Below are 25,105 nucleotides of genomic sequence, written 5' to 3' on the forward strand. Positions count from 1 at the left end.
CAATTCCTAATTATATTTCATCTTTCTAATAATGCGGAGGGATTCTTTAATGGATTGATACACCGGAAGATTATATTTCTTCATTATAGGCTTGGCGTTTTCCATTATATCCTTGGCTTCTTCAAAACCATTGACATAGCATATTAAAAAAGTATCGGATAACAAGTCCAGGTCCCTCACCTCATTTGGAGTCAATGGAGTTTGCTTTTCAATTTTCTTAATCAGGGCCACGTTGGCGTTGTAAATGTGATGAAGTGTTTTCTTATCATATAAGGGAGGTTCAAATATTAAATCGCTTTGAATGGTATAAGTGCCATTATCAAGAAATGTAATAACTACTTTTTCCAAGGGATAATATTTTTGTTGGTTGCTTAACCCCAACTGTACGTATTCTATGGTAGTAAAGGAGTTTTCATCATAAGCAATCGTAATTTCATCGAATTCCGAAAAAAACAACTTTACCTGTTCATTGATCAACTCGATGTCGACACGGGAATAATAGGTTTCGTTTTTGACTTTTTTCTGATGCCCCGCCCAACAAACCACAAATTGTTCCTTAAAAACCTTATAATTACTGGTAAGATCCTTATGCCTTTCGTTTAAAAAATCGATTACACCATCCAAGGTAAGTTCAATATTGTTTTTGGCATGATTTTCTAAGTTTGCCACAATATCCGCATTTACATCCGTCAACTCAATTCCATAAGCTTTAGGCATACTTATGCTGCCGTCCCTAAAAAATACCGACCCTCCGTAATACTTCCAGATGTTCTTTCTTAAGGAGCAAACCTTCCCATTGGATTTTATGGTTACCAAACCCACTACTTTTCCCATGGGCAAATGCGGAAATGGAATGTTTTCATAGGTAATCCTAGGGGGATTGTCCAAATAGGCGTTTACCAAATTCTGAATCTTACTGTCATCAAAAAAATCGACTCCTACAATTTCATTATCCTCGTCCTCGACCCCGATAACTATAAAAGAATTGTTTTTGGGATTGCTATTGGCAAGTGCACAGACATGCTTTAAAAATTTGGCCTTCCCCTCCCTCTGCCCAATATCTATAAAGCGCTTTTTATCATAAAAGCTATTTTCGTCGTTATGGGCAAGTAGGTTTTTTACGAGTAGGCGTTTATTGATCATAATTCCTTATTGACAATAGTAGCACTCGCTTGTGCGGTAGGCAAAATTAATAAATCTGCTATATTGACATGAGAGGGCCTAGTAACCATAAAATGGATTACATCCGCAACATCCTCTGGTTGCAACGGCTTATACCCCTTATAAGTGGCGTCGGCCCTACCATCGTCTCCCTTAAACCGTACCTTGCTAAATTCCGTTTCCACCAATCCAGGGTTAATGGCCCCAACGCGTATGCCGTATTTATTTAAATCTATTCTCATCCCTTGATTTATGGCATCCACAGCATATTTACTAGCACAATACACATTCCCCATAGGATATACTTCCTTTCCTGCAATGGAACCAATGTTGATAATATGTCCGGATTTTTTTTTGATCATTCCTGGCATAATGGCCTTGGAAACATACAAAAGACCCTTGACGTTAATGTCCAACATAGCCTCCCAATCATCCAAACTTCCCTCTTCTATGGAGTCAAGACCATGGGCATTACCGGCATTATTGATTAAGATATCAATATTGGAAAACTCCTCTGGAAGGGAAGCAATAGCTTCAAAAACCGTGTTTTTATCCCGTACATCAAATTCCAAAATGAAAACCTTGGTATGTCTGGACAGTTCCTTTTTCAGTTCGTCCAATCGCTTTTTTCTCCTGCCACAAATAATCAAATTAATCTTATTGGCGGCAAAGATTTTAGCGGTTGCAAGTCCAATTCCACTTGTAGCCCCGGTTATAAATGCGGTTGGTTTCTCATTAATGGTAGTACTCATAAAAATAGTTCTTTATTTTATTTCTAACAATGTCGTTTAACAGCAACTTATATTCCTTTTATCCTGTGACGGTATCATGGAAACAATACCCAATCTTACTATAAATTGTTCATATCCGGAACATTCAAGATATGAATCATCTTCAAAGGATAGAGGGTCATCATAACCTAAATTTCACGCCATGATGTTAGCAGCAGAAAGGCTATTCAAAAAAAATGGTTTGTTCCATTTGACCCTAAATTTCAGTCAAATTAAAAAAGGTGTTTCCCCGGTTTATAAATGACCGCTGAGCCTAGATCCTCCCCCGCTAGGAATCATCTTACCCCAATCGCTACAAGTAATTGTACCTACAACGAATTTGAAATAAGATGTTTTATTTTTCATATGTTTGTGAAAATATGAATAATTCCCTTAATTAGTTCATAAAACTGGACGCATTGCTTAACTTTTAACCATACATTAACAGCCAATAACTAAATAAATTTTCAATTTGCATCCACTTTTGGAGTAAACCACTGTAAACAAAACAAAACAAAGGATTATATGGAAGAAAATACTTCGGTAGATATCAGTGCCGTGAACGAGAAAATTGCCCAGGAGAGTGCTTTTATAGACCTACTTATTTTAGAAATGAATAAGGTAATCGTAGGACAAAAACATATGGTGGAACGATTGCTCATTGGACTTTTAGGGCAGGGCCATATTCTTTTGGAAGGTGTACCCGGTTTAGCAAAAACCTTAGCGATAAACACATTGGCAAAAGCAGTTCAAGGAAGTTTTAGTAGGATTCAGTTCACTCCCGATCTTCTACCAGCAGACGTTGTTGGTACCATGATCTACAACATGAAATTGAACGATTTTTCCATTAAGAAAGGTCCTATTTTCGCCAATTTTGTTCTGGCAGATGAAATTAACCGTGCTCCTGCAAAAGTGCAATCCGCCCTTTTGGAAGCCATGCAGGAAAAACAGGTTACCATAGGTGACGAAACATTTACATTGGACAAGCCCTTTCTGGTTATGGCCACCCAAAACCCGGTGGAACAAGAAGGAACATACCCCCTACCAGAAGCCCAGGTAGATAGATTTATGTTAAAAACCGTTATTGATTACCCCAAACTTAGCGAGGAACAATTAATCATTAGGCAAAACCTTAAAGGTGCCTACGAAGAGGTAAAACCGGTGGTTAGCGTTAAGCAGATTCTAAGTGCCCAAAAGGCGGTTAGGGATGTGTATATGGACGAGAAAATCGAAAAATACATTCTAGATATTGTTTTTGCCACCCGATACCCAGAAAAGTATAATCTGGAAAGCCTAAAACCTTTGATTAGTTTCGGAGCTTCGCCAAGGGGTAGTATAAATTTGGCGGTTGCTGCCAAATGTTATGCCTTCATTAAAAGACGGGGCTATGTGGTACCTGAGGATGTAAGGGCAGTGATACATGACGTTTTGCGCCACAGGATTGGCATAACCTATGAGGCCGAAGCGGAAAACATTACTTCGGAAGAAATAATAAACAAGATCGTAAACGAAATTGAAGTACCTTAATCAGTCTACAGTTATCCGTATACAGCTTTTTGGTCTTTAAACCTTAAAACTGTAACCGAATACTTTTTACTGCAAACTGCAAACTGAAAATGGATACCAAGGAATTATTAAAAAAAGTTCGTAAGATCGAAATAAAGACGAGACGTCTTTCCGACCATATTTTTGGCGGGGAATACCACTCGACTTTTAAGGGTAGGGGTATGACTTTTAGTGAGGTTCGCCAATATCAATTCGGTGATGATGTGAGGTCTATAGATTGGAATGTAACCGCTCGCTATAATGAACCTTATGTAAAGGTATTTGAAGAAGAAAGGGAACTTACCATGATGCTTATGGTAGATGTAAGTGGTTCGGAACTTTTTGGTACCAGCAATCAGTTTAAAAAGGAAATTATTACAGAAATCTCTGCTACGCTGGCATTTTCCGCACTTCAGAACAATGATAAAGTAGGACTTCTTTTGTTCACCAATGAGGTAGAACTATACATTCCACCAAAAAAAGGAAAAAGTCATGCCCTTAGAATTATAAGGGAATTGCTGGAGTTCTCACCCAAGAGCAGTGAGACCGATTTGGGAGCAGCCTTAAAATTCCTTACCAACGTAATGAAGAAGAAAGCCATTGTCTTTGTGCTCTCGGATTTTATAACCGATGACTACCTTCAAACATTGCGTATTACGGGCAAAAAGCACGACCTCACCGGTATTAGGGTCTTTGATGAAAGGGAGGAAACCATTCCAAATCTAGGCATGGTACAAATGCAGGATGCCGAAACGGGCGCCATTCAATTGGTAAATACCCAGTCCAAAAAAGTAAGGATGGCCTATGGCAAACACTATAGTGAGCGCGTTGCCTATTTTCAGGAGACTTTTACCAAATCTGGTTGCGGGGTTCTGAGTTGTAGGGTGGATGAAAGTTATGTAAAGAAATTATTGGGCTATTTTAAGAGAAGAGGTTGATTTAAATGAGGAACTTAAATTTGAGCATTAAAAATAGTTGTTCGTATTTACTAGGTTGTATAACATGGTGCCTATTATTTGTTACGGCCCATGGTTTTAGCCAGAGTAACCCCACCATTAAGTCGGAGGTGGATACCACTTACATAAAGATTGGCGAACAGATAAATTTTAAGGTCACCGTGGAAACAGATTCTACCTCCCAGGTAATATTTCCGGAAGGCCAGACCTTTTCGCCATTGGAAACCGTGGAAGCACTAAAGACCGATACGGTTAAAAAATTGGACCGGATGACCTTGCAAAAAATCTATGCCCTCACCCAATTTGATTCCGGCACCTATATGCTGCCAAGGCAACAGATTATGGTAAACGGAAAACCGTTTTTTACCGATTCCGTAAAAATTGATGTTGCTACTGTTCCGGTCGACACCTTGGCACAGAAGATGTACGACATAAAACCCATTATCAATGTAGAAAAATCGAACGGGACCCTCTGGAAAATACTCCTTTGGATATTGGGCATCCTTATTTTGGCCGGAGCGGCCCTGTATTGGTTCGTTTTTAGAAAAAAACCGTTGAGCGAAGAGGAAAAGGTAGCCCTTCTACCTCCTTTTGACCGTGCAATTCTAGGTTTAAAGCAATTGGAAAAATCAAAATATTTAATTCAGGACGATTATAAATCCTATTATTCCGAATTAACGGACATTGTGCGGTCCTACTTGGAAGAGGATGTTCATGTCACGGCATTGGAAAGTACTACGGACCAATTGATAGACAAATTGGAAATGATGAAGGATGCTGGACAGTTGAAACTTGACAACGAGACCATACAACAGTTCAAAAAGGTTTTACAAACCTCCGATTTGGTGAAATTTGCAAAATCCAAGCCGGAGTCCTCCGTGGCCGAACAGGATAGAAAATCTGTTGAACAGATTGTGATCAAGACCAAAGAGGCTATTCCAGAACCCACTGAAGAGGAATTATTGCAAAGGGAAGAGTACTTGGAGGAGTTGGAACGCAAGAAACAGAAGAAAAAATTGGTCATTGTTGCCGTCACTGCGGTCCTTGTACTTTTATTTTCCACTGTAGCAGCAATAGGTTACTACGGATTTGGACAGGTAAAGGATACCGTTTTGGGCCACCCTACCAAAGAATTATTGGAAGGGGAGTGGGTACAAAGCGATTACGGTTTTCCACCTATTAGTTTACATACCCCGGAAGTCTTATTGCGCCAGGCGGTAAAACTGCCACCTGAGGCACAGGCTACTATTAAAGAAATGCAGGCATTTGCCTACAGGAGCTCCATTGGACTGTTTACCATTGGAGCCACCTCTATTACCTTGGCACAACCAGAGGAACCGGATTTTGAAAAGGCCTCCGAACAAATTTTGAAAAATTTTGAGAACCAAGGTGCCAAGAACATCACCACCAAGCAAGAACCTTTTTCTACCCTCTCTGGAGTAAAAGGGGTTAAGCTGTACGGAAGTGGAAAATTTGCCGTGCCCGAATCCAAAGAATTGATCTCTGGAAACTATGTGGTCCTATTTTTTGGAGGAAAAGGTTTTCAGCAAAATGTAATCTTAACATGGTTGGAAGACGACCATTATGCCGACCAGATAGTAGACCGAATTTTAAACTCAGTAGAAGTAAAAACGAGCTTATAGATGTTTGAGAATATTTCCTTTGCGAACCCACAATTTTTCTGGTTGTTTCTATTACTTCCAGTGGCAATGCTTTGGTATTTCTTCAAAAGAAAGGAACAGACCGCTTCCTTAAAAATGTCGAGCATCAAGGGCTTTCAAAAAGGTAGCATATTACCCAAATTAAAACCGGCGCTGTTTGCCATGCGCTTATTGGCTTTGGCCGCGATCATAGTTGCCATGGCCAGACCACAGACCGAGGATATTTCCACAAGGACCAAAACAACTAAAGGAATCGATATTGTTATGGCCATTGATGTTTCCTCCAGTATGCTGGCAAAAGATCTAAAGCCATACAGATTGGCAGCACTTAAAAAAGTAGCGGCCGATTTTATTAATGAAAGACCTAACGACAGGATAGGTTTGGTAGCCTATGCAGGGGAAAGCTATACCAAAACACCCATTACAAGTGATAAATCCATTGTTTTAAGGGCATTGGACGAAATAACCTATGGGCAACTAAATGACGGGACAGCTATAGGAATGGGACTTGCCACTTCAGTAAATAGGCTAAAGGAGAGCAAGGCTTTGAGCAAAGTAATTATTTTGCTTACAGATGGGGTAAACAATTCGGGGTTTATAGAGCCCCAAACTGCCGCAGATCTGGCAGTGGAGTTCGGTATAAAAACCTACACCATCGGTCTTGGCACCAATGGAAATGCCATGTCGCCTATAGCATATAACGCCGACGGATCCTTCCGATACGGTATGCGGGAAGTAGAAATAGATGAAAGTCTGTTAAAATCTATTGCGGAAACAACCGGAGGGCAATATTTTAGGGCTACCGACAATAAAAAGCTGGAAGCCATTTACGAGGAGATCAATAAGTTGGAAAAAACTGAAGTGGAGGAGTTTAAGTACTACAAATACGAAGAAAAATTTAGACCTTGGGTGTATTTGGCAGGGGTTTTGCTCTTGTTGGAATGGCTGGCAAGGAACACCTTATATAGAAGTTTTATTTAATATCAAGAAAATAGGCTTAGAGGAATTTGATTTAAAAAGGAAGTATACAAAATGATTCAGTTAGACGAAAAATCGTATTTATATCTGTTATCCGTCATTCCGGTGATGGTAGTTATTTTTGTGCTCCTTCAAATTTGGAAAAAAAGAACCCAGAGAAAATTCGCGGACCTTGGTCTTTTAAAGCGATTGACTCCGGACAGATCCAATTTTAAATCCACCTTAAAATTAATTTTCATTCTATTGGGATTGGCCTCATTAACAATGGCATTGGTCAACCCAAAGATGGGTACCAAACTGGAAACGGTTAAAAGGGAAGGGGTAGATATCGTATTTGCCGTGGATGTTTCCAAAAGTATGTTGGCCGAGGATATAGCCCCTAATAGACTGGAAAAGGCCAAACGTTTGGTTTCCGAAATTATCAATCAATTGGCGAGTGATAGAATTGGAATAATTGCATATGCCGGACAGGCATTTCCCCAACTCCCAATAACAACCGATTATGGGGCCGCCAAAATGTTCCTTCAAAACATGAACACCGATATGCTTTCCTCACAAGGAACAGCTATTGATCAGGCCATTGAATTGGCATCGACCTATTATGACGATGAGGAACAAACCAACCGTGTACTTTTCATTATTTCGGACGGGGAGGACCATTCCGAAGGCAATGTAAGCAATGCCGTAGAGGACGCCACCAATGAAGGCATTAGGATATTTACCATTGGGGTAGGAAAAACAAAAGGAGCACCCATACCCCTTAAAAGAAATGGTATTGTTGAAAGTCTCAAAAAGGATAGCCAAGGTGAGGTGGTCATTACAAAATTAAATGAAGAGGTGCTTCAGGAAATTGCCGATGAGGGCAATGGAGAATACATAAACGGAGAAAACACGGATGAAGCCGTTGAATTTATTAAGGAGCAATTAAACCAAATGGACAAGAAAGAATTTGAGGCCAAACAATTTGCAGAATTCAAGGATCAGTTCCAATGGTTTTTGGCTGCAGGGCTTTTATTCTTATTTTTAGACATTTTTGTCTTGGATAGAAAAACGAAGTGGCTTAAAAAATTGAATCTGTTTAACGAGCGATAAACGCAGAAGGATTATGAAAAAGATAGCATTTATCATTATTTTGATCGGAGGCCTTATCCAAGCGCAGGAAGTGGACAAGGAAAAGGAAAAATCACTTAAAATTGCCAACAACTATACTTGGGAGGCAAATAAAGATCTGTCCGAAAGTAATTTTGTAAATGCCGAAGCCAACTATAGGAGGGCCATCTCCAAGAGTGTAGAAAACAGTATAGCGCCATACAATTTGGGGAACGCCTATTATGAAAACGAAACCTATAGCGAAGCCTTTGGCAGATTTAAGCAGGCGGGAGAAAATGCTACCAACAAAAAAGACAAGCACATGGCCTACCATAACATGGGCAATGTCTTTATGAAAAACAAAGAATACCAAAAAGCTGTAGATGCCTATAAAGAATCCTTAAGAAATGACCCTACGGATGAGGAGACCCGTTACAATTTGGCGTTGGCCAAAGAAATGCTGAAAAAACAGCAGGATGAACAGCAACAAAACGATCAGAATAAGGACGACCAGAACCAGGAAGACCAAAAAGATCAGCAGGACCAAAACCAGGATAAAAAGGAAGGGGACCAGAACGAAGACAATAAAGGAGACCAAGAAGAGGAGAACCAGGGCGACAATAAGGAAGAGGGAGATAAAGGAGAGGAACAGAAAGAAGACAATAAAGAGGGTGAAGGAGATGATGAAGAGAAAAACGACGAGCCCTATAAGGCAGAAGAGCAGAAGCAACAACAACCTAGACCTAACCAATTATCCCCCCAACAAGTGAAAAACTTATTGGAGGCCATGCAGAACGAGGAGAAAAAAGTACAGGAAAAAATTGATGCACAAAAAGTAAAAGGTGCAAAAATCCAAAATGAAAAAGACTGGTAATACACGTGAATATTAAAAGATACATATCGTTATTCTCAATATTGTTCCTCGGCATACTCTCGTATGCCCAGAACGATGAGCCCGTCACCTTCGAGATGAATCTCAGCAAGGAGGTATTGGGCATTAACGAACGTCTTAGGGTAGACTTTACCATGAACAGGGATGGAGATAATTTTGTTCCTCCTGATTTTGAAGGTTTTAGGGTACTTATGGGTCCATCGCAATCCATTAGTTCCTCATGGGTGAACGGGGTAAGGAGCTTTTCCAAAACCTATACCTATACGCTGGCACCTACGGCAAGGGGCAAATTCACTATTAAACAGGCCACCATTGTTATCAAGGGAGAGACCTATAAATCACTCCCCAAAGAAGTGGAGGTTACCGCTGCGGTTGAAAGACCGGACGGCGAAAAAACAGTAGACGATGTTGCGGATGAAAGTTTACACCTGGTTGCCGAAATATCCAAAACCAGCCCATATTTAAATGAGGCCGTTACGGTAGTTTATAAGCTTTATGCAAGTCCATCTATAGACGTAACCAATTTTAGGGCGCTGGACAACCCCAAGTACAACAATTTCTGGAGCCAGGATATTCCGGTCACCAAATACGATGTACAGAATACCACCTATGATGGCAAGGCATATAGGTCAGTAATCTTAAAGCGGGTAGTTTTATACCCTCAGAAAACAGGAGAATTGGAAATTGAACCACTTTCCCTGGATGTAAGTCTACAGGTTCCCACCAACAAACGCGATTTTTTTGGGGGTAGAATATTTGCACAGACCAACAAGACGGTATCCGCCGGAAATAGGAAAATTAATGTAAAACCTTTGCCCACAGAAGGTAAACCGGCAGATTTTAGTGGTGCGGTAGGAGAATTCCAATTTTCGGTGACCAGCAGTAAAACACATCTTAACGCATCCGAATCCCTGCAGGCCAAAGTGGCCATAAATGGCAAGGGAAATTTAAAACTTTTCGAAATTCCAAGTTTAAACCTACCAAGTTCCTTGGAAGTATATGATCCGGAGTTCAATGAAAGTGTCCGTACCACCCTATCCGGTATGGAAGGAAATGTTAGTAATAGTTATACGGTAGTGCCTACATTTAAAGGCAAGTATCCCATTCCCAGTATAACTTTTAGTTTCTTCAACCCTAAGACTGAAAAATATCAAACCTTGAGTTCCGGGGAAATTATGATCAATGTACTGGAAGGCCCAACAAGTGGAGCCGCAAATAACACTGGTCCTATTTCCAATAATAAACAAAGGGTTGTGGCTACGGGAGATCAATTTGTATTCAATAAAATAAAACCAAATCTCACAGCCATTAGTAATAAATATTTTTTTGGATCCAAAAGCTTCTTTCTGTGGTGGTTACTACCGGTTTTATTAATCCCATTGGCCATCCTCTTTGGTAAAAAAAGAGAGGCTATTGCCAGTGACGTGGAAGGAAACAAAATTAAACGAGCCAACAGACTGGCCAAGAAATACCTATCCGCGGCCAAAAAAGGACTGGGATCCAAAGAATCGTTTTACGTGGCTTTGGAAAAGGCATTGCACAATTATTTAAAGGCCAAACTTAAAATAGAGACATCAGAATTCAGCAAGGATAAAATAGCCTCCTTATTAAGTGAAAAAAATGTAGACGAAACTACGAAGGAAGGTTTTGTAGGGTTACTTAAGAACTGCGAAATGGCTAGATATAGTCCTTTCTCAGATGTTCAGATGCAACAGGATTACAACAAAGCCAGTGAGGTTATTTCACAACTGGACAAACAAATTTAAACAATGGTACGTGTATTGACTATTTTAGCGTTTTTGGTATGTACCTTGGGATTTTCCCAAAATGAACAGCTATTTGAGGAAGCTACGGCCTTGTACAACCAAGGAGAGTATACTAAAGCGGCGGACAATTATTTAAAGATCTTGGCAAATGGGGAGCATTCCGCAGAACTTTATTTCAATTTGGGGAACACCTATTATAAACTAGACAAAATTGCCCCCAGTATCTATTACTACGAGAAGGCCTTATTGTTAAAACCAAATGATCAGGACATTAGGAACAACTTGTCATATGCCCAAAATATGACTTTGGATGCCATTGAGCCCCTGCCCCAGACCTCTATTTCCAAAATGTACAACAGACTCACCAACTACCTTTCATTTGATCAATGGGCCTATTTGGCCATTGGCTTTATGATGCTTTTTGTATGCTGTTATATCGCCTTCTATTATTTCAAATTTTCTACCCAAAAACGAATAGCCTTCATAAGCAGCCTTATTTTTCTGCTCTTTACCTTATTATCGGTGGTACTGGCCTATTTACAATTTTCTAAATTTGAATCGGAACAACCTGCCATTGTTTTTACGGAAGAAGTTGGCATTAAATCCGAACCAAACAATAGGAGTCAGACTATTTTTACTTTGCACGCCGGGACCAAAATCAATGTACTTGAACAATTAAATGACTGGAAAAAAATTGAAATCGCCGATGGCACCACGGGATGGATTCCGTCAGATGACATAAAAGTACTTAAGGATTTTTAATATTTCTTTAACGTCTAATCAAACCGTTGGTGTTATATTTGTCATAATTAATAAAACTATGAAAGTTTTCGCTCGTGTACTTTTGCTTTCACTTTGGCTATTTGCCATAGTAGCTCCGAGCGCAATTACTTTGCTAGATATTGACGATCCCGTTATTGTAACCAACCTTAACGAAGAAGAACAGCAAGAAACCGGTAAGAAATCTCCCTTACAGGAAAAGTTCGTAAACGATGGTTTTACAGATTTTTCTTTAATTGCCCTGTCCCAAAAATCGATTTTGGGTGTTTACCACCCCATGGGACATATTAACTTCACCCAAAAAATTCTTCTGCCACCACCTGAACATATTAGTTAATCCCATCAGTTAAGTAAAACTTTTTCGATTAATTAAAAACTTGTCCTTGAATCCCATTAAGGACTAAATTATTTTTTTTATATATGTTCAAAAATATTAAAAACGACCTTCCCGCAAGTGTCGTAGTATTCTTCGTTGCGCTACCCCTTTGTTTGGGTATTGCCCTGGCCAGTGGTGCCCCCTTGTTTTCAGGTCTAATTGCCGGTATTATCGGTGGTATTGTTGTTGGAGGGCTAAGTGGCTCCAAAATTGGTGTTAGTGGACCGGCAGCTGGTCTGGCCGCTATTGTGTTAACCGCTATTGGCGCACTGGGAGGTTTTGAAAACTTCCTGGTTGCCGTTGTATTAGGTGGAATTATTCAGTTGATTTTTGGCTTTCTAAAAGCTGGTATTATTGGGTACTATTTCCCTTCGTCCGTAATAAAAGGAATGCTGACAGGTATAGGTATCATTATCATCCTTAAACAAATTCCACATTTTTTTGGTTATGACCCAGACCCCGAAGGTGATTGGGCCTTTTTTCAGGTAGATGGGGAGAATACCTTTTCGGAAATCCTAAATACCGTAAACAATATTAGCCCCGGAGCAACACTGGTGGCCGTAATGGGCCTATCCATACTATTGTTGTGGGATAAAGTACTTTCCAAAAAAGGAAAAATCTTTCAACTTATCCAAGGGCCATTGGTAGCCGTGGCAGTTGGTATCATATTCTTTGTGTTGACACAGAACAGTTCATACTTATCCATTTCATCGGATCACTTGGTAAGCGTACCCATTCCCGAAGACACGGCATCATTTTTTGGGCAGTTCAGTTTGCCTAATTTTGCTGCCATCACCAACCCGGATGTATGGGTTACCGCCTTTACCATTGCTTTGGTAGCTAGTTTGGAGACCCTATTATGTGTTGAGGCCACCGATAAGTTAGACCCTGAAAAAAACGTAACGCCTACCAACCGCGAGCTACTTGCGCAAGGTACCGGTAATATTATATCCGGTCTAATCGGAGGACTGCCCATAACCCAAGTAATCGTTAGAAGTTCTGCCAACATTCAATCTGGTGGAAAATCAAAACTATCGACCATTTTTCATGGTTTCCTGTTACTTGTTTCCGTTATTCTAATTCCTAAGTTATTGAATATGATCCCCCTTTCGGTTTTGGCGGCAATACTCTTTATAGTAGGCTATAAATTGGCCAAACCGGCCCTTTTTGTCCAAATGTACAAATTGGGATGGAAGCAGTTCGTACCCTTTGCCGTTACCGTATTTGGTATCATATTTACAGATTTGCTTGTTGGTATTTGCCTAGGTCTTGTTGTAGGGGTGTTTATTATCCTACTAAAAAGCTACCAGAATTCCCATTTCCTTCATATGGAAGATGTAAGCAACGGTAAGCACAAGATAAAAATGACACTTGCAGAAGAAGTTACCTTCTTTAATAAAGGTGCCATCCTAAAAGAATTGGACAGCTTACCCAGGGACACCTATTTGGAAATAAATCTGCTTAAGACTAGGTATCTAGATCCTGATATCATTGAAATTTTGGACAACTTTTCCGTAAAGGCAAAAGAGCGCAATATAGATATTCAACTACTTTCTAAGCGCGGGGTAATTGAAAATCCGTCAAGTTTTACAGAATTCTTTAGAACTAGACCAAAATCCAAATTAAGTTTAAGCTAATGGAAATGACAAGAAATAAACACAAAATAGCTTTATTCACTAATTTACAGGGAGATATTTCCAGCCTGCTAAAAAGTGCTGTTAGTTTGGCCCAAATCATCAATGGTGAAATAGAAGTCTTAAATGTAACGAAGCCAACGGCAGTTATTGGGAAAGAAAACCAATTGTCGGCCATGCGTACATTAAACCGTGAATATATTCAGACGGAAAAAAGAATGAAGAATATATTGTCGCCCATAATTGATAATTACGGGGTAGCTATTCATTATTCCAGTACCTTTGGTAATATTAGAAATGAGATTGATAGATATCTACACGAAAACGACCCGGACATTATAGTCTTGGGAAGACATAAGAGCAAACATTTTAATACTGCCGAAAATAGAGTAATCAACTTTGTTCTAAGTGTTTTTAAGGGCCCTGTCCTGATCGTTCCACATGACAAAGGCCTTGAACCAGGCAGAAAGATCGGGATTGGCTCCCTTAATTGTTCCGAAGGAATATTTGGCTCATCCTTTACCGAAGAGCTATTTCAACATTCAAACAGTCCTCTAAAGTCTTTTAACATTGGTGAATCTTCAAATTTCATACCAAAAACAGCCGGTTCAGAAGGACGCAAGACCATCAACTTTGTTTTTGACCTCAATGAAAATACGGTGAATAATCTTCCCGTCTATTTATCCATAAGCAACATAGATCTGTTGCTTTTGGATGGAGGAAATAAGGAAAAAGAAGATCTTTCCAGACTATTGAATATATATGATAAGGTAAGGAAATCGGATATTAATATTATGATTACCGGGGAAAAACAAACCCATTATAATTTTAACACAACACTAAAAATTGCTTAATAAAAACAAATAAATATGAAAGCGCATACAAGAGAAACCCAAGCCACAATGACCCCCGAAAAGGCATTGCAATACTTGAAGGAAGGCAACCAAAGATTTCAAAACAATCTAAAGGCCAATAGAAACCTACTTGAACAGGTGAACGATACCAGTGAAGGTCAATTTCCTTTTGCAACCATTTTGAGTTGTATCGACTCCAGAGTTTCCGCAGAATTGGTCTTTGACCAAGGATTAGGTGATATTTTCAGCATTAGAATAGCTGGCAACTTTGTTAATGAAGATATTTTGGGCAGTATGGAGTTTGCTTGCAAACTTGCAGGCACTAAACTACTCGTTGTTCTGGGCCACACCAGTTGTGGTGCTGTAAAGGGAGCTTGTGATCATGCAAGATTAGGTAATCTTACTGCCCTGATCAACAAGATAGAACCAGCAGTGGAGGCCGTTAAAGAACCCGCTGATGAGAGTTTAAGGAACTCCAAAAACCTAGAATTCGTAGATAAAGTTGCAGAAAAGAACGTACATTTAACTATAGGCAACATTCGCAAGGATAGCCCTGTGTTAACCGAAATGGAAACAAAGGGGGAAATTAAAGTTGTTGGCGCCATGTACGACGTTTCCAATGGCGAAGTTATTTTCTACGATTAATACCCTAATGACCCAGAAGGTCAGTATAGCTATACTGGCCTTCTTATTATTGAAACCAAAGGTTGGTTTCAATCTTTAGTACTAATTGCTTAAACTAACCCAGCATTAAATTCAATATTATGAAAAATTTTTTTTCAAATTTTAGAGGAGACCTATTTGGCGGAATAACAGCAGGTATTGTTGCTCTCCCACTGGCTTTAGCCTTTGGAGTAAGTTCCGGGCTTGGACCCAGCGCCGGACTGTATGGAGCTATTTTCATCAGTTTTTTCGCTGCGCTTTTTGGAGGCACCAACACTCAAATTTCCGGCCCAACGGCTCCAATGACAGCCGTAAGTATGGTGGTTATTGCAGGGTTAGTGGCTGTTAATGACGGAAGCATAGAAAAGGCGCTTCCAGCCATTCTTATCATATTTCTATTGGCCGGCCTTATGCAAATAGGCTTGGGTCTTATAGGTATAGGTAAGTACATTAGATATATTCCTTATCCCGTGGTTTCCGGTTTTATGACCGCCATTGGTGTCATTATTTTGGTGACCCAAATTCTACCATCCGTAGGGTATTATCCTAAGGAAGATGATGAGTATGTATCGCAATTTAAACCAATGGCAGAGGAAATCATCTTAGAAAATATTCTTAAAGAAGAAGCTGGCGAGGGTATTCTGGTTTTGGAAGATTTTGAAGAAACTATAGAACGTTCAAAATCCATTACCCAAGAGGATATGGACAAAGAGGCAAGAACCCTAGCCAAGAGTGAGGCTTCAGGGGTTTTGGGTACCTTAAAAGTCCTACCTAGGGCCATGCAAAACATTAATTGGATGGAACTTATCCTAGCCTTATCTACCATCGCCATTATTTATGGCTTCAAAAAAATTACGACTACCATACCTAGCGCCTTGGTAGCCTTGATCGTTGTTTCAGGAGTGGCCTACGGTTTTGGACTCAACTATCGCCCTATCGAAGAAATACCCAGTGGCTTCCCCGTTCCCAACCTCGAAATATTTACCGGATTTAAACTTAGCTCCATAACCCCCTATTTCTTTACGGCATTGACCTTGGCATTATTGGGAGCCATAGATTCACTTTTAACCTCCGTTGTGGCCGATAACATGACCAAAACGAAACATCAGCCCAATAAGGAACTTGTAGGTCAGGGAATAGGAAACAGTATAGCCGCTATTTTTGGGGGAATCCCTGGAGCCGGTGCCACCATTCGTACCGTAGTGAACATAAACGCAGGGGGCAAAACCAAACTGTCCGGTATGGTCGCAGGTATTTTGCTTCTTATCATTCTTTTGGCTTTGGGCCCAGTGGCATCGCAAATACCTGCAGCAGTACTTGCTGGGATATTGGTTACGGTAGGTATAGGTGTTATGGATTATAAAGGATTAAAAGCCATCCCAAGTTTACCGAAAGACATAAGCCTTGGACCAATTAAATTGAGTTCTGAGGTTATCATCATGCTCGTGGTACTTGTACTTTCATCCGTATGGAATTTGGTCTATGCCGTGGGTGTGGGTCTTGTAATTGCCTCCTTAATGTTCATGAAAAAAATGGGAGATCTTACGGCAGAAAGATCGGATGTAAAAACCTTGGAACATGAAAAAGGATGGGCAGATGAGGCCAATTTCCCGAAACATTTAAAGGAAAAAGTATTTATAAAGCACATTAAAGGCCCCCTGTTCTTTGGTTCCACCAGTGAATTTCAAGCCTTGGCAAACCAAATTCCAAGAACTGCATCCACGGTAATAATTCGCATGGACAGAATGCAGTATATGGACCAATCCGGCCTTTACACTTTGGAAGATGTACTTATAGATTTACTTAATTCCAACATTGAAGTTTTGTTGGTAGATGTGCTGGATCAACCACGTTACATGATGGAAAGGGTAGATCTAATACCAGATCTAATACCAAAAGAACGTATTTTTAACACTTTTGATGAGTGCATTTCTTACTTAAACAAAAAGACAGTAGAACAAAAGGCCGAAGCTTCAGCCTAGGTTACAAGCCAATTTATGATAAAATATGTAGTCGGTAATGCCGTAAATATCTTAAATTTGCGGCATTAGCCGAACAACATGATCGATAGCATAAAAAAGCATATTACCGAGGTAGAAAATTTTTCATCTACCGATATTGAGGCCATAGAGGCATTTCGCATAAAGTACCTGGGAAAAAAAGGATTGTTCAATCAATTTTTTTCCGAATTTAAAAACGTTCCCAATGAGCAAAAAAAAGAATTTGGGAAAACCGTCAATTTACTAAAGACCGTCGCTACCGAAAAAGTAAATACTTTAAAGGAAGCCCTCGAAAATAAGAAAGAGGAAAAAGGTATCTATGGTGATTTAACAAGACCTGGGGAGCCCTTGGGCCTTGGAACCCGCCATCCTATTTCGATAGTCAAAAATCAGATTATTGACATCTTTTCCCGCATAGGGTTCAATGTCTCGGAAGGACCGGAAATAGAGGACGACTGGCATAATTTCACTGCTCTAAACCTTCCGGAATATCATCCCGCAAGAGATATGCAGGATACGTTTTTTATACAGACCGATCCGGACATTTTATTGCGTACCCATACCTCATCGGTACAAGTGCACTATATGGAAAACAACAAACCGCCCATAAGGACCATTTCGCCTGGTAGGGTGTATCGGAACGAAGCAATATCCGCCCGCTCCCATTGCTTTTTTCATCAGGTAGAAGGACTCTATATAGACAAGGATGTTTCCTTTGCCGATTTAAAACAAACATTGCAATTTTTCACCACCGAATTATTCGGAAAATCCAAAATAAGGCTTAGGCCATCCTACTTCCCATTTACCGAACCTAGTGCCGAAGTAGATGTTTATTGGGGACTGGAAACCGAAACCGATTATAAAATGACCAAGGGTACCGGGTGGCTGGAAATCATGGGCTGTGGAATGGTAGACCCCAATGTGCTTACCAATTGTGGCATCGATGCCAACGAATACTCCGGATTTGCTTTTGGTATGGGTATCGATAGAATTGCCTTACTGCTACATCAAATTTCAGATATTAGACTTTTGAGCGAAAATGATGTTCGCTTTTTAGAACAGTTTAAGAGTGCTTTTTAATTTTAATTCCGGCATTTCGGCAAATGTGACAATCATATTTAGAGCACCTTTTTTGGAAAGGGTGCCTATCTATAAAATATAGTATTAACAAAATTTCCTCGACAACCTTAGTTGGGGGAATTCTGAATTATTTCCTGTACAATTGAAAAAAGATATAGAAATTCCAATTGCAAAAAATGTACACGTTGCCATTGTACATGAATGGAACGATGAATTCTTGGAAAAAAATTGGAATGCTTACATTATCAACGATAGGGATTCCAAGATAGAAGCGGTCATTGCTGTCTCCAACGGTTATGAAGAAGACCGTAAAACATCTACCATGAGGCATGGATTGGGTGACATTCCGGCCAAAAGCTTTCGAAAAATTGAAATACTTCAGGAAGAAATACTAGCTTTCAACAATGAATTCTTTGTTACTTTTTTCGCAGATGACAAACTGTACGAAAAGCGCTTCCTCTTCGAAAAATACGCTATTAGCGAATCCAATCTAGGACCTATCCCGGTTATGGAATTGGAGGGTATACTGGCGCAATAGACCCTTAATTGTTGTTAACAAAAAATTAACGTTTTTTTAGTTCGTTTTTTACAGAACTAACAGTACTTTTGTATTTCAATTTTCAAAATATGAACAAAGAGCAATACAGAAAAGAGTTAATAGAGGAATTAGGAATTCACTTTGAAAATGAATATTCCTTACCTCCATTAGCTGCTAGGATCTTTGCAAGTTTGGTCCTTACAGATGAAATTGGCTTAACATTCGAAGAATGTCTACTGAAACGGGGTGCGAGCAAAAGCTCAATCTCCACCTCCATAAATCTATTACTTCAATTGGGAATGATTAAATATTTTACCAAAGCAGGGGATAGAAAAAGATATTTTAAAATTGCCGATAAAAACACCTTTTTTATTAAAAAATTAGAACAAGCACTCAAAAAAGCACAAAACGAATCAAAAATGATACAAAAAGTGGTCGCATATAACGAAACCTACAATCCCGATAAATATGTGGCGAACAAAGAAAAAACTAAAATTTATATGGATTGCCTAAAGAAAAATCAAAATGCGTTTGAAGTAACCATTGAAAAATTGTCAAAACTAGAACAATAAAAAAATTTTACAAATTAGTTCGGTTAGTACCGAACATTTCGAATTAACAAAACCTTAACAAATCATCAATATTTATAATATGAAAAGAATCACCACATTTACCATAATCGGTATTGCAACGATACTCTCTTCCTGTGTCAACAAAAGTGCTACCCCACCGCCAACCGCACCACCTGCAGCAATTCCAGTATCCCAAGTGGAACATAAGACAGTAACGGGTTATACGGAATATCCTACTACGATTGAGGGTAGGGTAAACAGTGATGTTAGAGCTAAAACATCGGGATACATTGAAAAAGTATATGTAGATGAAGGTCAAAAAGTAAAAAAAGGGCAAGTACTTTTTAAATTGGAAACACAGTCATTAAATCAAGATGCAGGAGCAGCAAAAGCAAGGGTCAATGCCGCACAGGTTGAAGTTGATAAATTGATCCCACTTGTAGAAAAAAACATTATTAGTCCAGTTCAGTTGGAAACTGCCAAGGCCAATTTAGCACAAGCTAAGGCGAGCTATAGCGGAGTTTCTGCAAACATTGGCTATGCCACAATAAAAAGCCCTATAGATGGTTATGTTGGTGCCATTCATTTTAGGGAAGGAGCTTTGGTAAGTCCAAATGACCAAAAGGCATTAACAACCGTTAGCGATATTAGCCAAGTTTATGCCTTCTTTAGCTTAAATGAATCTCAATACTTCGACTTTTTACAAAATGCCAAAGGTGAAAATTTAAAAGAAAAATTGGCTAATTATTCCGATATAAACCTAATACTGGCAAACGGAAATACATATTCTGAAAAAGGCAAAATTGAAACCAGCTCAGGGCAAGTCAACACAAATACAGGCACCGTTAGTTTAAGAGCTGTCTTTAATAATCCAAACCGACTATTAACCAATGGCAATAGTGGAAAAGTTCAAATACCAACCATATATGAAAATGCAATTGTTGTTCCACAAGAAGCAACATTTGAGCAACAAGGAAATATTATGTTGTTTAAGTTGGACGAAGACAACAAAGTAACTACCGCTATTATTAATGTAAAAGCAAGTGTAGATAACTTATATGTTGTAGAATCTGGTGTGGATCCAAACGATACCATTATAGTATCGGGAGTTGGCAAACTTAGAAGCGGAATGGTCATATCCCCACAAAAAACACCTTTCGAGACAGCTATTAAGCCAGTAGCAACCCTATTTAAAAACTAGAAATAAACAAACATAATTATCATGTTAAAAACATTTATTGAAAGACCAGTACTTTCAACGGTAATTTCTATTATCATAGTTGTACTTGGTGTTATAAGCATATCGAGTCTGCCAATAGAGGAATATCCAGACATTGCTCCGCCAACAATTAAAGTAACAGCTTCATATCCTGGGGCCAACGCAGAAACTGTTTTAGAAAGTGTAATCGTACCTATTGAAGAGCAGATTAATGGTGCAGAGGGAATGACGTACATTACCTCTACAGCATCCAACAACGGCACAGCAGAAATTACAGTGTATTTTAACCAAGAAATGGATCCAGATATTGCAGCTGTAAACGTGCAAAACCGGGTAGCAAGAGCCAATCCCTTATTGCCACAAGAGGTAATTCAAACTGGAGTAACAACACAGAAACAGGAAACTAGTGCTTTAATGTTTATTTCAATGTATTCTGAAAATGAAGATTACGATGCCACATTCATTCAGAATTATTTAAAAATAAATGTAATACCTGCTGTTCAACGTATTAACGGTGTTGGAGATGTTAGTGTGTTTTCCCAACAAGATTATGCGATGCGCATTTGGTTAAAGCCAGAAAAATTGGCCGCTTATAGTTTAATTCCTTCAGATATTTCTGCTGTTCTGCAAGAACAAAATTTAGAGGCTGCGGCCGGAGCACTAGGAGAAAATAATGGGGAATCCTTTTCTTATGTATTAACATATAGTGGACGTTTTAAAGAGGAAAAACAATATGGAGATATCGTTATAAAAGCCCTAGGAAATGGCGAATTTCTAAGATTGAATGATGTTGCAACAATAGAACTGGATGCCCAATCCTATTCATCAAACGCCATGACTATAGGAAAGCCTGCAGTATTTATGGGCATTTTTCAAACCAAAGGATCAAACGCTCAGGAAATTATAGAAAATATAAAAACAACACTTAACAATGTTGAAAAAGACCTTCCCGAAGGATTACATATTTCAATACCTTACGACACCAGTTTATTTTTAAATGCGTCGATTGAAAAGGTTGTTAGTACTTTACTGGAAGCATTTTTACTAGTGTTTTTAGTAGTATTTATATTCTTACAAGATTTCCGTTCAACATTAATTCCAGCAATTGCGGTTCCAGTTTCTATTATTGGTACTTTCTTCTTCCTTGGTGTATTTGGTTATTCCATAAACCTCTTAACGCTATTCGCGCTAGTTCTCGCAATTGGTATTGTGGTAGATGATGCCATTGTGGTTGTGGAAGCAGTTCATTCCAAAATGGATGAGGGCGAAAAAAATCCTAAAAATGCAACCCTGACCGCAATGAATGAAATTTCTGGAGCTATTATATCCATTACCTTAGTCATGGCAGCTGTATTTATTCCAGTAACATTCATTACAGGTCCAACAGGTGTTTTTTACGAGCAATTTGGGGTGACATTAATAATAGCCATTCTTATTTCGGCAGTAAATGCTTTAACATTGAGTCCGGCTTTATGTGCCTTATTTTTAAAAACACATAAAGAAGAGGAGGAACTTAAAGGTAAAGGACCCTTAAAGCGCTTTTATACACTCTTCAATCGCGGTTTCAATGCCACAGTAGAGAGATATGGAAAATCACTTCAAGTGTTTTATAAAAGAAAATGGATACCTGCCCTATTGTTATTGTTGGCTGCAGTTGGTATTTTTTGGGCAGCAAAAACAACACCAACAGGGTTTGTACCCAATGAAGATAGAGGAATTATTTTTGCCAATATTGAATTACCAGCAGGAGCATCTTTAGATAGAACAAATGCCGTAACTAAAGAATTATATGCAAAAACAAAAGAATTACCGGGAGTTGTTAATGTCTCTTTTATTAAGGGGCGAAGCTTAATTAGTGGTGCAGGAAGTAACTACGGAATTGGCTTTTTTAAACTTGATGACTGGAGCGAACGTAAAGATCCTTCTTTGTCTTCTCAAGCCATAATCGGAAAATTATTTGGTATAGCAGCAACCATTCCAGAAGCAAATATTATTTTCTTCTCACCACCAAGTATTCGTGGTTTTGGTAACTCATCCGGTTTTGAGGTGAATTTGTTAGACAAATTTGGAGGTGAATTTACAGACTTGGATAAAGCTAATAAGGATTTTGCCATGGCCTTAATGAGTCATCCCGAAATTAAATATGCGCAATCTGCCTTTAACACCAATTACCCGCAATATGAAATGGAGGTAAATGTACCTTTAGCGAAAGAGAAAGGCGTTCCGATTAACAGTATTTTTTCTACATTACAAGGTTATATAGGCGGTGTTTATGCATCAGATTTCTCAAAATTTGGAAAGCAATTTAGAGTATACATTCAAGCTTTACCAAATGATAGGGCAACTACCGATGATTTAAACAGTATGTATGTAAGAACAGATACTGGTGAGATGACACCAATTACTCAATTTGTACAATTAAAACGCGTTTATGGTCCGCAATCGGTAACACGTTTTAACCTATTTAACTCAACTAATATTACAGGAGCAACAAATGAAGGGTATAGTACCGGTGATGCCATTAGGGTTATTGAAGAAGAGGTAGCAAAATTACCAAGTAATTATACGGTAGCCTATTCTGGTTTAACACGTGAAGAGGTAAATGCTGGTAACCAAACTATTTTCATATTCGCATTAAGTATTCTCTTTGTTTACTTTTTATTAAGTGCGCAGTATGAAAGTTACCTACTGCCATTTACTGTAGTTCTCTCCCTTCCATTTGGGGTGTTTGGAGCCTATATAAGCACGAAATTTCTAGGGCTGGAAAACAACATTTATTTCCAAATAGCCTTAATTATGCTAGTTGGGTTACTCGCTAAAAACGCCATACTTATTGTAGAGTTTGCATTGGCAAGACGAAAAAATGGTGAAAGTATTGTAGACGCTGCTATCCATGGAGCAAAAGCAAGATTACGCCCAATTTTAATGACCTCTTTTGCCTTTATTTTAGGATTAATGCCATTGGTACTGGCCAAAGGTGTTGGGGCAGAAGGAAACAACTCCATAGGAACAGGGGCAGCGGGGGGAATGCTTATTGGAACCATCTTGGGAGTCTTTGTAATTCCTATCCTATTTATCTTGTTTCAGTGGCTACAGGAAAAAGTCTCAAGTAAACCAGCAATACAAACTATTGAAGATTAAAAACAATGAAATCAATTATAAAATATAGAAATTTAAATAGAGGTGCCCTTATAGTAGTAGTTGCAATAACATTACAAAGTTGTTTTGTGGCCCGGGATTACGTAAGACCAGATTTGGATATAAAAACCGAAAACCTTTATAGAACCGAAAACCTTCCAAAAGATAGTGTTTCCATGGCAGATGTATCTTGGAAAGACTTGTTTACAGATCAATATCTTGAACAATACATAGAGGAAGGTCTTCAAAATAATATGGACATTCGCATGGCAATTCAGCAAATGATTGCTGCAGAAGCGTATGCAAAACAAGGGAAGGCGGGTTATATGCCAACATTAAGTGTAGGGCCCAACTATACACACCAAGAATATTCAGAAAACAGTCAGTTTGGTTCTATATTTAGTGGAGGTTTGGACACTTATGATATTACTGCAAATTTATCTTGGGAGGCTGATATTTGGGGGAAAATAAGAAGTAATAAAAGGGCAACACAGGCAGATTATCTACAAAGTGTTGCGGGACATCAGGCCGTAAAAACACAATTGATTTCCAGCATTGCCAATACCTATTACAACCTATTGGCTTTGGATGCACAGTTGGAAGTAACAAAACAAACCATAGCAACCAGGGAGAGTAGTGTAGAGACCATTCAAGCCTTAAAAGATGCGGGTCAGGTTACCCAGGTGGCAGTAGACCAAAACATAGCACAGTACAATAATGCTAGAGCACTCCAAATAGATATAGAAACTGCAATTTTTAACGCAGAAAACACATTAAGTATTTTGCTGGGCAAAGCACCCCAAGAGTTCAAAAGAAGTCGATTGGACAATCAAATCATTGATCAGGAAATAAAGCTGGGCGTACCTGCAAGATTGTTAAGAAACAGACCGGACGTTATGGCTGCAGAATATGCTCTGATAAAAGATTTTGAATTGACCAATGTAGCCAACAGTAGTTTCTATCCATCCCTTACCTTAACTGCTTCAGGCGGCTTACAAAGTTTGGAATTAGATAAGTTACTAAACGCAAACTCCCTATTTGCAACAGTAGTTGGTGGATTGACACAACCTCTTTTGAACCAAAGAAAACTTAAAACCCAAAAAGAAGTGGCCCTTGCCAATCAGGAAAGGTCCTTATTGAATTTTAAGAAAACCTTATTGGTTGCAGGAAGTGAAGTGTCCAACGCGCTATTTTCCTATGAAGCTGAAACCAGAAAATTCGAGTTCAGAAAAAATGAAGTAGAGGCTTTGCGAAAAGCAGAAAGCAATTCTGAGGAGTTGTTAAAAAATGGTTACGCCAATTACCTAGATTTGTTAACGGCTAGACAAAGTGCCCTTAGTGCTGAATTAAACCTTATTACCAATAAACTGTCCCAATTATCGGCTACAGTAGAATTGTATCGTTCCTTGGGTGGTGGCTGGAAATAAAAGGCA

21 protein-coding genes are annotated in these 25,105 nt (G+C 39.0%); 19 read left to right on the forward strand and 2 right to left on the reverse strand.

Annotated features, from left to right (window positions below; translation table 11 throughout):
- Window positions 1–6 precede the first annotated feature (6 nt).
- Together B9Y87_RS11405 and B9Y87_RS11410 are read right to left on the reverse strand one after the other, a co-directional pair.
- Window positions 7–1,143 carry an ATP-binding protein gene (locus B9Y87_RS11405; protein ID WP_085499126.1) on the reverse strand — a complete coding sequence of 379 codons (1,137 nt, stop codon included), beginning with the start codon at window positions 1,141–1,143 and terminating at the stop codon, window positions 7–9.
- Entirely contained in the window at window positions 1,140–1,913 is a 774-nt protein-coding gene (locus B9Y87_RS11410) for an SDR family NAD(P)-dependent oxidoreductase (RefSeq protein ID WP_085499128.1), read from the reverse strand. The genes B9Y87_RS11405 and B9Y87_RS11410 overlap by 4 nt, the downstream gene beginning before the upstream one ends.
- Window positions 1,914–2,456: 543 nt before the next feature.
- Between B9Y87_RS11410 and B9Y87_RS11415 the strand changes: the two genes are divergently transcribed.
- The 19 genes from B9Y87_RS11415 (at window position 2,457) to B9Y87_RS11505 (ending at window position 25,099) form a co-directional block, all read left to right on the forward strand.
- On the forward strand, window positions 2,457–3,458 hold the full coding sequence (locus B9Y87_RS11415; RefSeq protein ID WP_031445757.1) for an AAA family ATPase: 1,002 nt from the start codon (window positions 2,457–2,459) through the stop codon (window positions 3,456–3,458).
- Window positions 3,459–3,547: 89 nt separating this feature from the next.
- On the forward strand, window positions 3,548–4,414 hold the full coding sequence (locus tag B9Y87_RS11420; RefSeq protein ID WP_072860347.1) for a DUF58 domain-containing protein: 867 nt from the start codon (window positions 3,548–3,550) through the stop codon (window positions 4,412–4,414).
- Window positions 4,415–4,419: 5 nt separating this feature from the next.
- A complete protein-coding gene (locus B9Y87_RS11425) occupies window positions 4,420–6,075 on the forward strand; it encodes a hypothetical protein (protein WP_085499130.1) in 1,656 nt (551 codons plus the stop codon).
- Window positions 6,076–7,074: a vWA domain-containing protein gene (locus tag B9Y87_RS11430; protein ID WP_085499132.1), complete on the forward strand. Its 999-nt coding sequence runs from the start codon at window positions 6,076–6,078 to the stop codon at window positions 7,072–7,074. It abuts the gene before it with no gap.
- Between the two features lie 51 nt (window positions 7,075–7,125).
- Complete coding sequence (locus B9Y87_RS11435; RefSeq protein WP_085499134.1) at window positions 7,126–8,163, forward strand: VWA domain-containing protein; 1,038 nt, start codon at window positions 7,126–7,128, stop codon at window positions 8,161–8,163.
- Between the two features lie 13 nt (window positions 8,164–8,176).
- Complete coding sequence (locus B9Y87_RS11440) at window positions 8,177–9,034, forward strand: tetratricopeptide repeat protein (RefSeq protein ID WP_085499136.1); 858 nt, start codon at window positions 8,177–8,179, stop codon at window positions 9,032–9,034.
- A gap of 5 nt (window positions 9,035–9,039) precedes the next feature.
- Window positions 9,040–10,818, forward strand: coding sequence for a BatD family protein (locus B9Y87_RS11445; protein WP_085499138.1), 1,779 nt, complete (start codon window positions 9,040–9,042; stop codon window positions 10,816–10,818).
- Window positions 10,819–10,821: 3 nt separating this feature from the next.
- A complete protein-coding gene (locus B9Y87_RS11450) occupies window positions 10,822–11,580 on the forward strand; it encodes an SH3 domain-containing protein (RefSeq protein WP_085499140.1) in 759 nt (252 codons plus the stop codon).
- Between the two features lie 58 nt (window positions 11,581–11,638).
- Window positions 11,639–11,935: a hypothetical protein gene (locus tag B9Y87_RS11455; RefSeq protein ID WP_085499141.1), complete on the forward strand. Its 297-nt coding sequence runs from the start codon at window positions 11,639–11,641 to the stop codon at window positions 11,933–11,935.
- An 83-nt stretch (window positions 11,936–12,018) separates the two neighbouring features.
- The gene (locus B9Y87_RS11460) at window positions 12,019–13,611 is read left to right on the forward strand and encodes a SulP family inorganic anion transporter (protein WP_085499144.1); all 1,593 of its coding nucleotides are present in this window, start codon (window positions 12,019–12,021) and stop codon (window positions 13,609–13,611) included.
- A gap of 5 nt (window positions 13,612–13,616) precedes the next feature.
- A complete protein-coding gene (locus B9Y87_RS11465) occupies window positions 13,617–14,462 on the forward strand; it encodes a universal stress protein (protein WP_176225622.1) in 846 nt (281 codons plus the stop codon).
- A 15-nt stretch (window positions 14,463–14,477) separates the two neighbouring features.
- Complete coding sequence (locus B9Y87_RS11470) at window positions 14,478–15,107, forward strand: carbonic anhydrase family protein (protein ID WP_085499147.1); 630 nt, start codon at window positions 14,478–14,480, stop codon at window positions 15,105–15,107.
- Window positions 15,108–15,226: 119 nt separating this feature from the next.
- Entirely contained in the window at window positions 15,227–17,107 is a 1,881-nt protein-coding gene (locus B9Y87_RS11475) for a SulP family inorganic anion transporter (RefSeq protein ID WP_085499148.1), read from the forward strand.
- Between the two features lie 78 nt (window positions 17,108–17,185).
- Window positions 17,186–18,205, forward strand: a complete 1,020-nt coding sequence (pheS, locus tag B9Y87_RS11480) for a phenylalanine--tRNA ligase subunit alpha (RefSeq protein ID WP_085499149.1) — start codon at window positions 17,186–17,188, stop codon at window positions 18,203–18,205.
- Window positions 18,206–18,347: 142 nt separating this feature from the next.
- Window positions 18,348–18,743 carry a hypothetical protein gene (locus B9Y87_RS11485; RefSeq protein WP_085499150.1) on the forward strand — a complete coding sequence of 132 codons (396 nt, stop codon included), beginning with the start codon at window positions 18,348–18,350 and terminating at the stop codon, window positions 18,741–18,743.
- Between the two features lie 89 nt (window positions 18,744–18,832).
- Window positions 18,833–19,315 (forward strand): GbsR/MarR family transcriptional regulator, encoded by a 483-nt coding sequence (locus tag B9Y87_RS11490; protein ID WP_085499151.1) that lies wholly within the window; start codon window positions 18,833–18,835, stop codon window positions 19,313–19,315.
- A gap of 79 nt (window positions 19,316–19,394) precedes the next feature.
- Window positions 19,395–20,516 carry an efflux RND transporter periplasmic adaptor subunit gene (locus tag B9Y87_RS11495; protein ID WP_085499152.1) on the forward strand — a complete coding sequence of 374 codons (1,122 nt, stop codon included), beginning with the start codon at window positions 19,395–19,397 and terminating at the stop codon, window positions 20,514–20,516.
- A gap of 21 nt (window positions 20,517–20,537) precedes the next feature.
- Window positions 20,538–23,675, forward strand: a complete 3,138-nt coding sequence (locus B9Y87_RS11500; protein WP_085499153.1) for an efflux RND transporter permease subunit — start codon at window positions 20,538–20,540, stop codon at window positions 23,673–23,675.
- Window positions 23,676–23,680: 5 nt separating this feature from the next.
- On the forward strand, window positions 23,681–25,099 hold the full coding sequence (locus tag B9Y87_RS11505) for an efflux transporter outer membrane subunit (RefSeq protein WP_085499154.1): 1,419 nt from the start codon (window positions 23,681–23,683) through the stop codon (window positions 25,097–25,099).
- The last annotated feature ends 6 nt before the right edge of the window (window positions 25,100–25,105 follow it).

The sequence above is a fragment of the Arenibacter troitsensis genome (assembly GCF_900177645.1).
In the GTDB taxonomy this organism is placed as follows: Bacteria; Bacteroidota; Bacteroidia; order Flavobacteriales; family Flavobacteriaceae; genus Arenibacter; species Arenibacter troitsensis.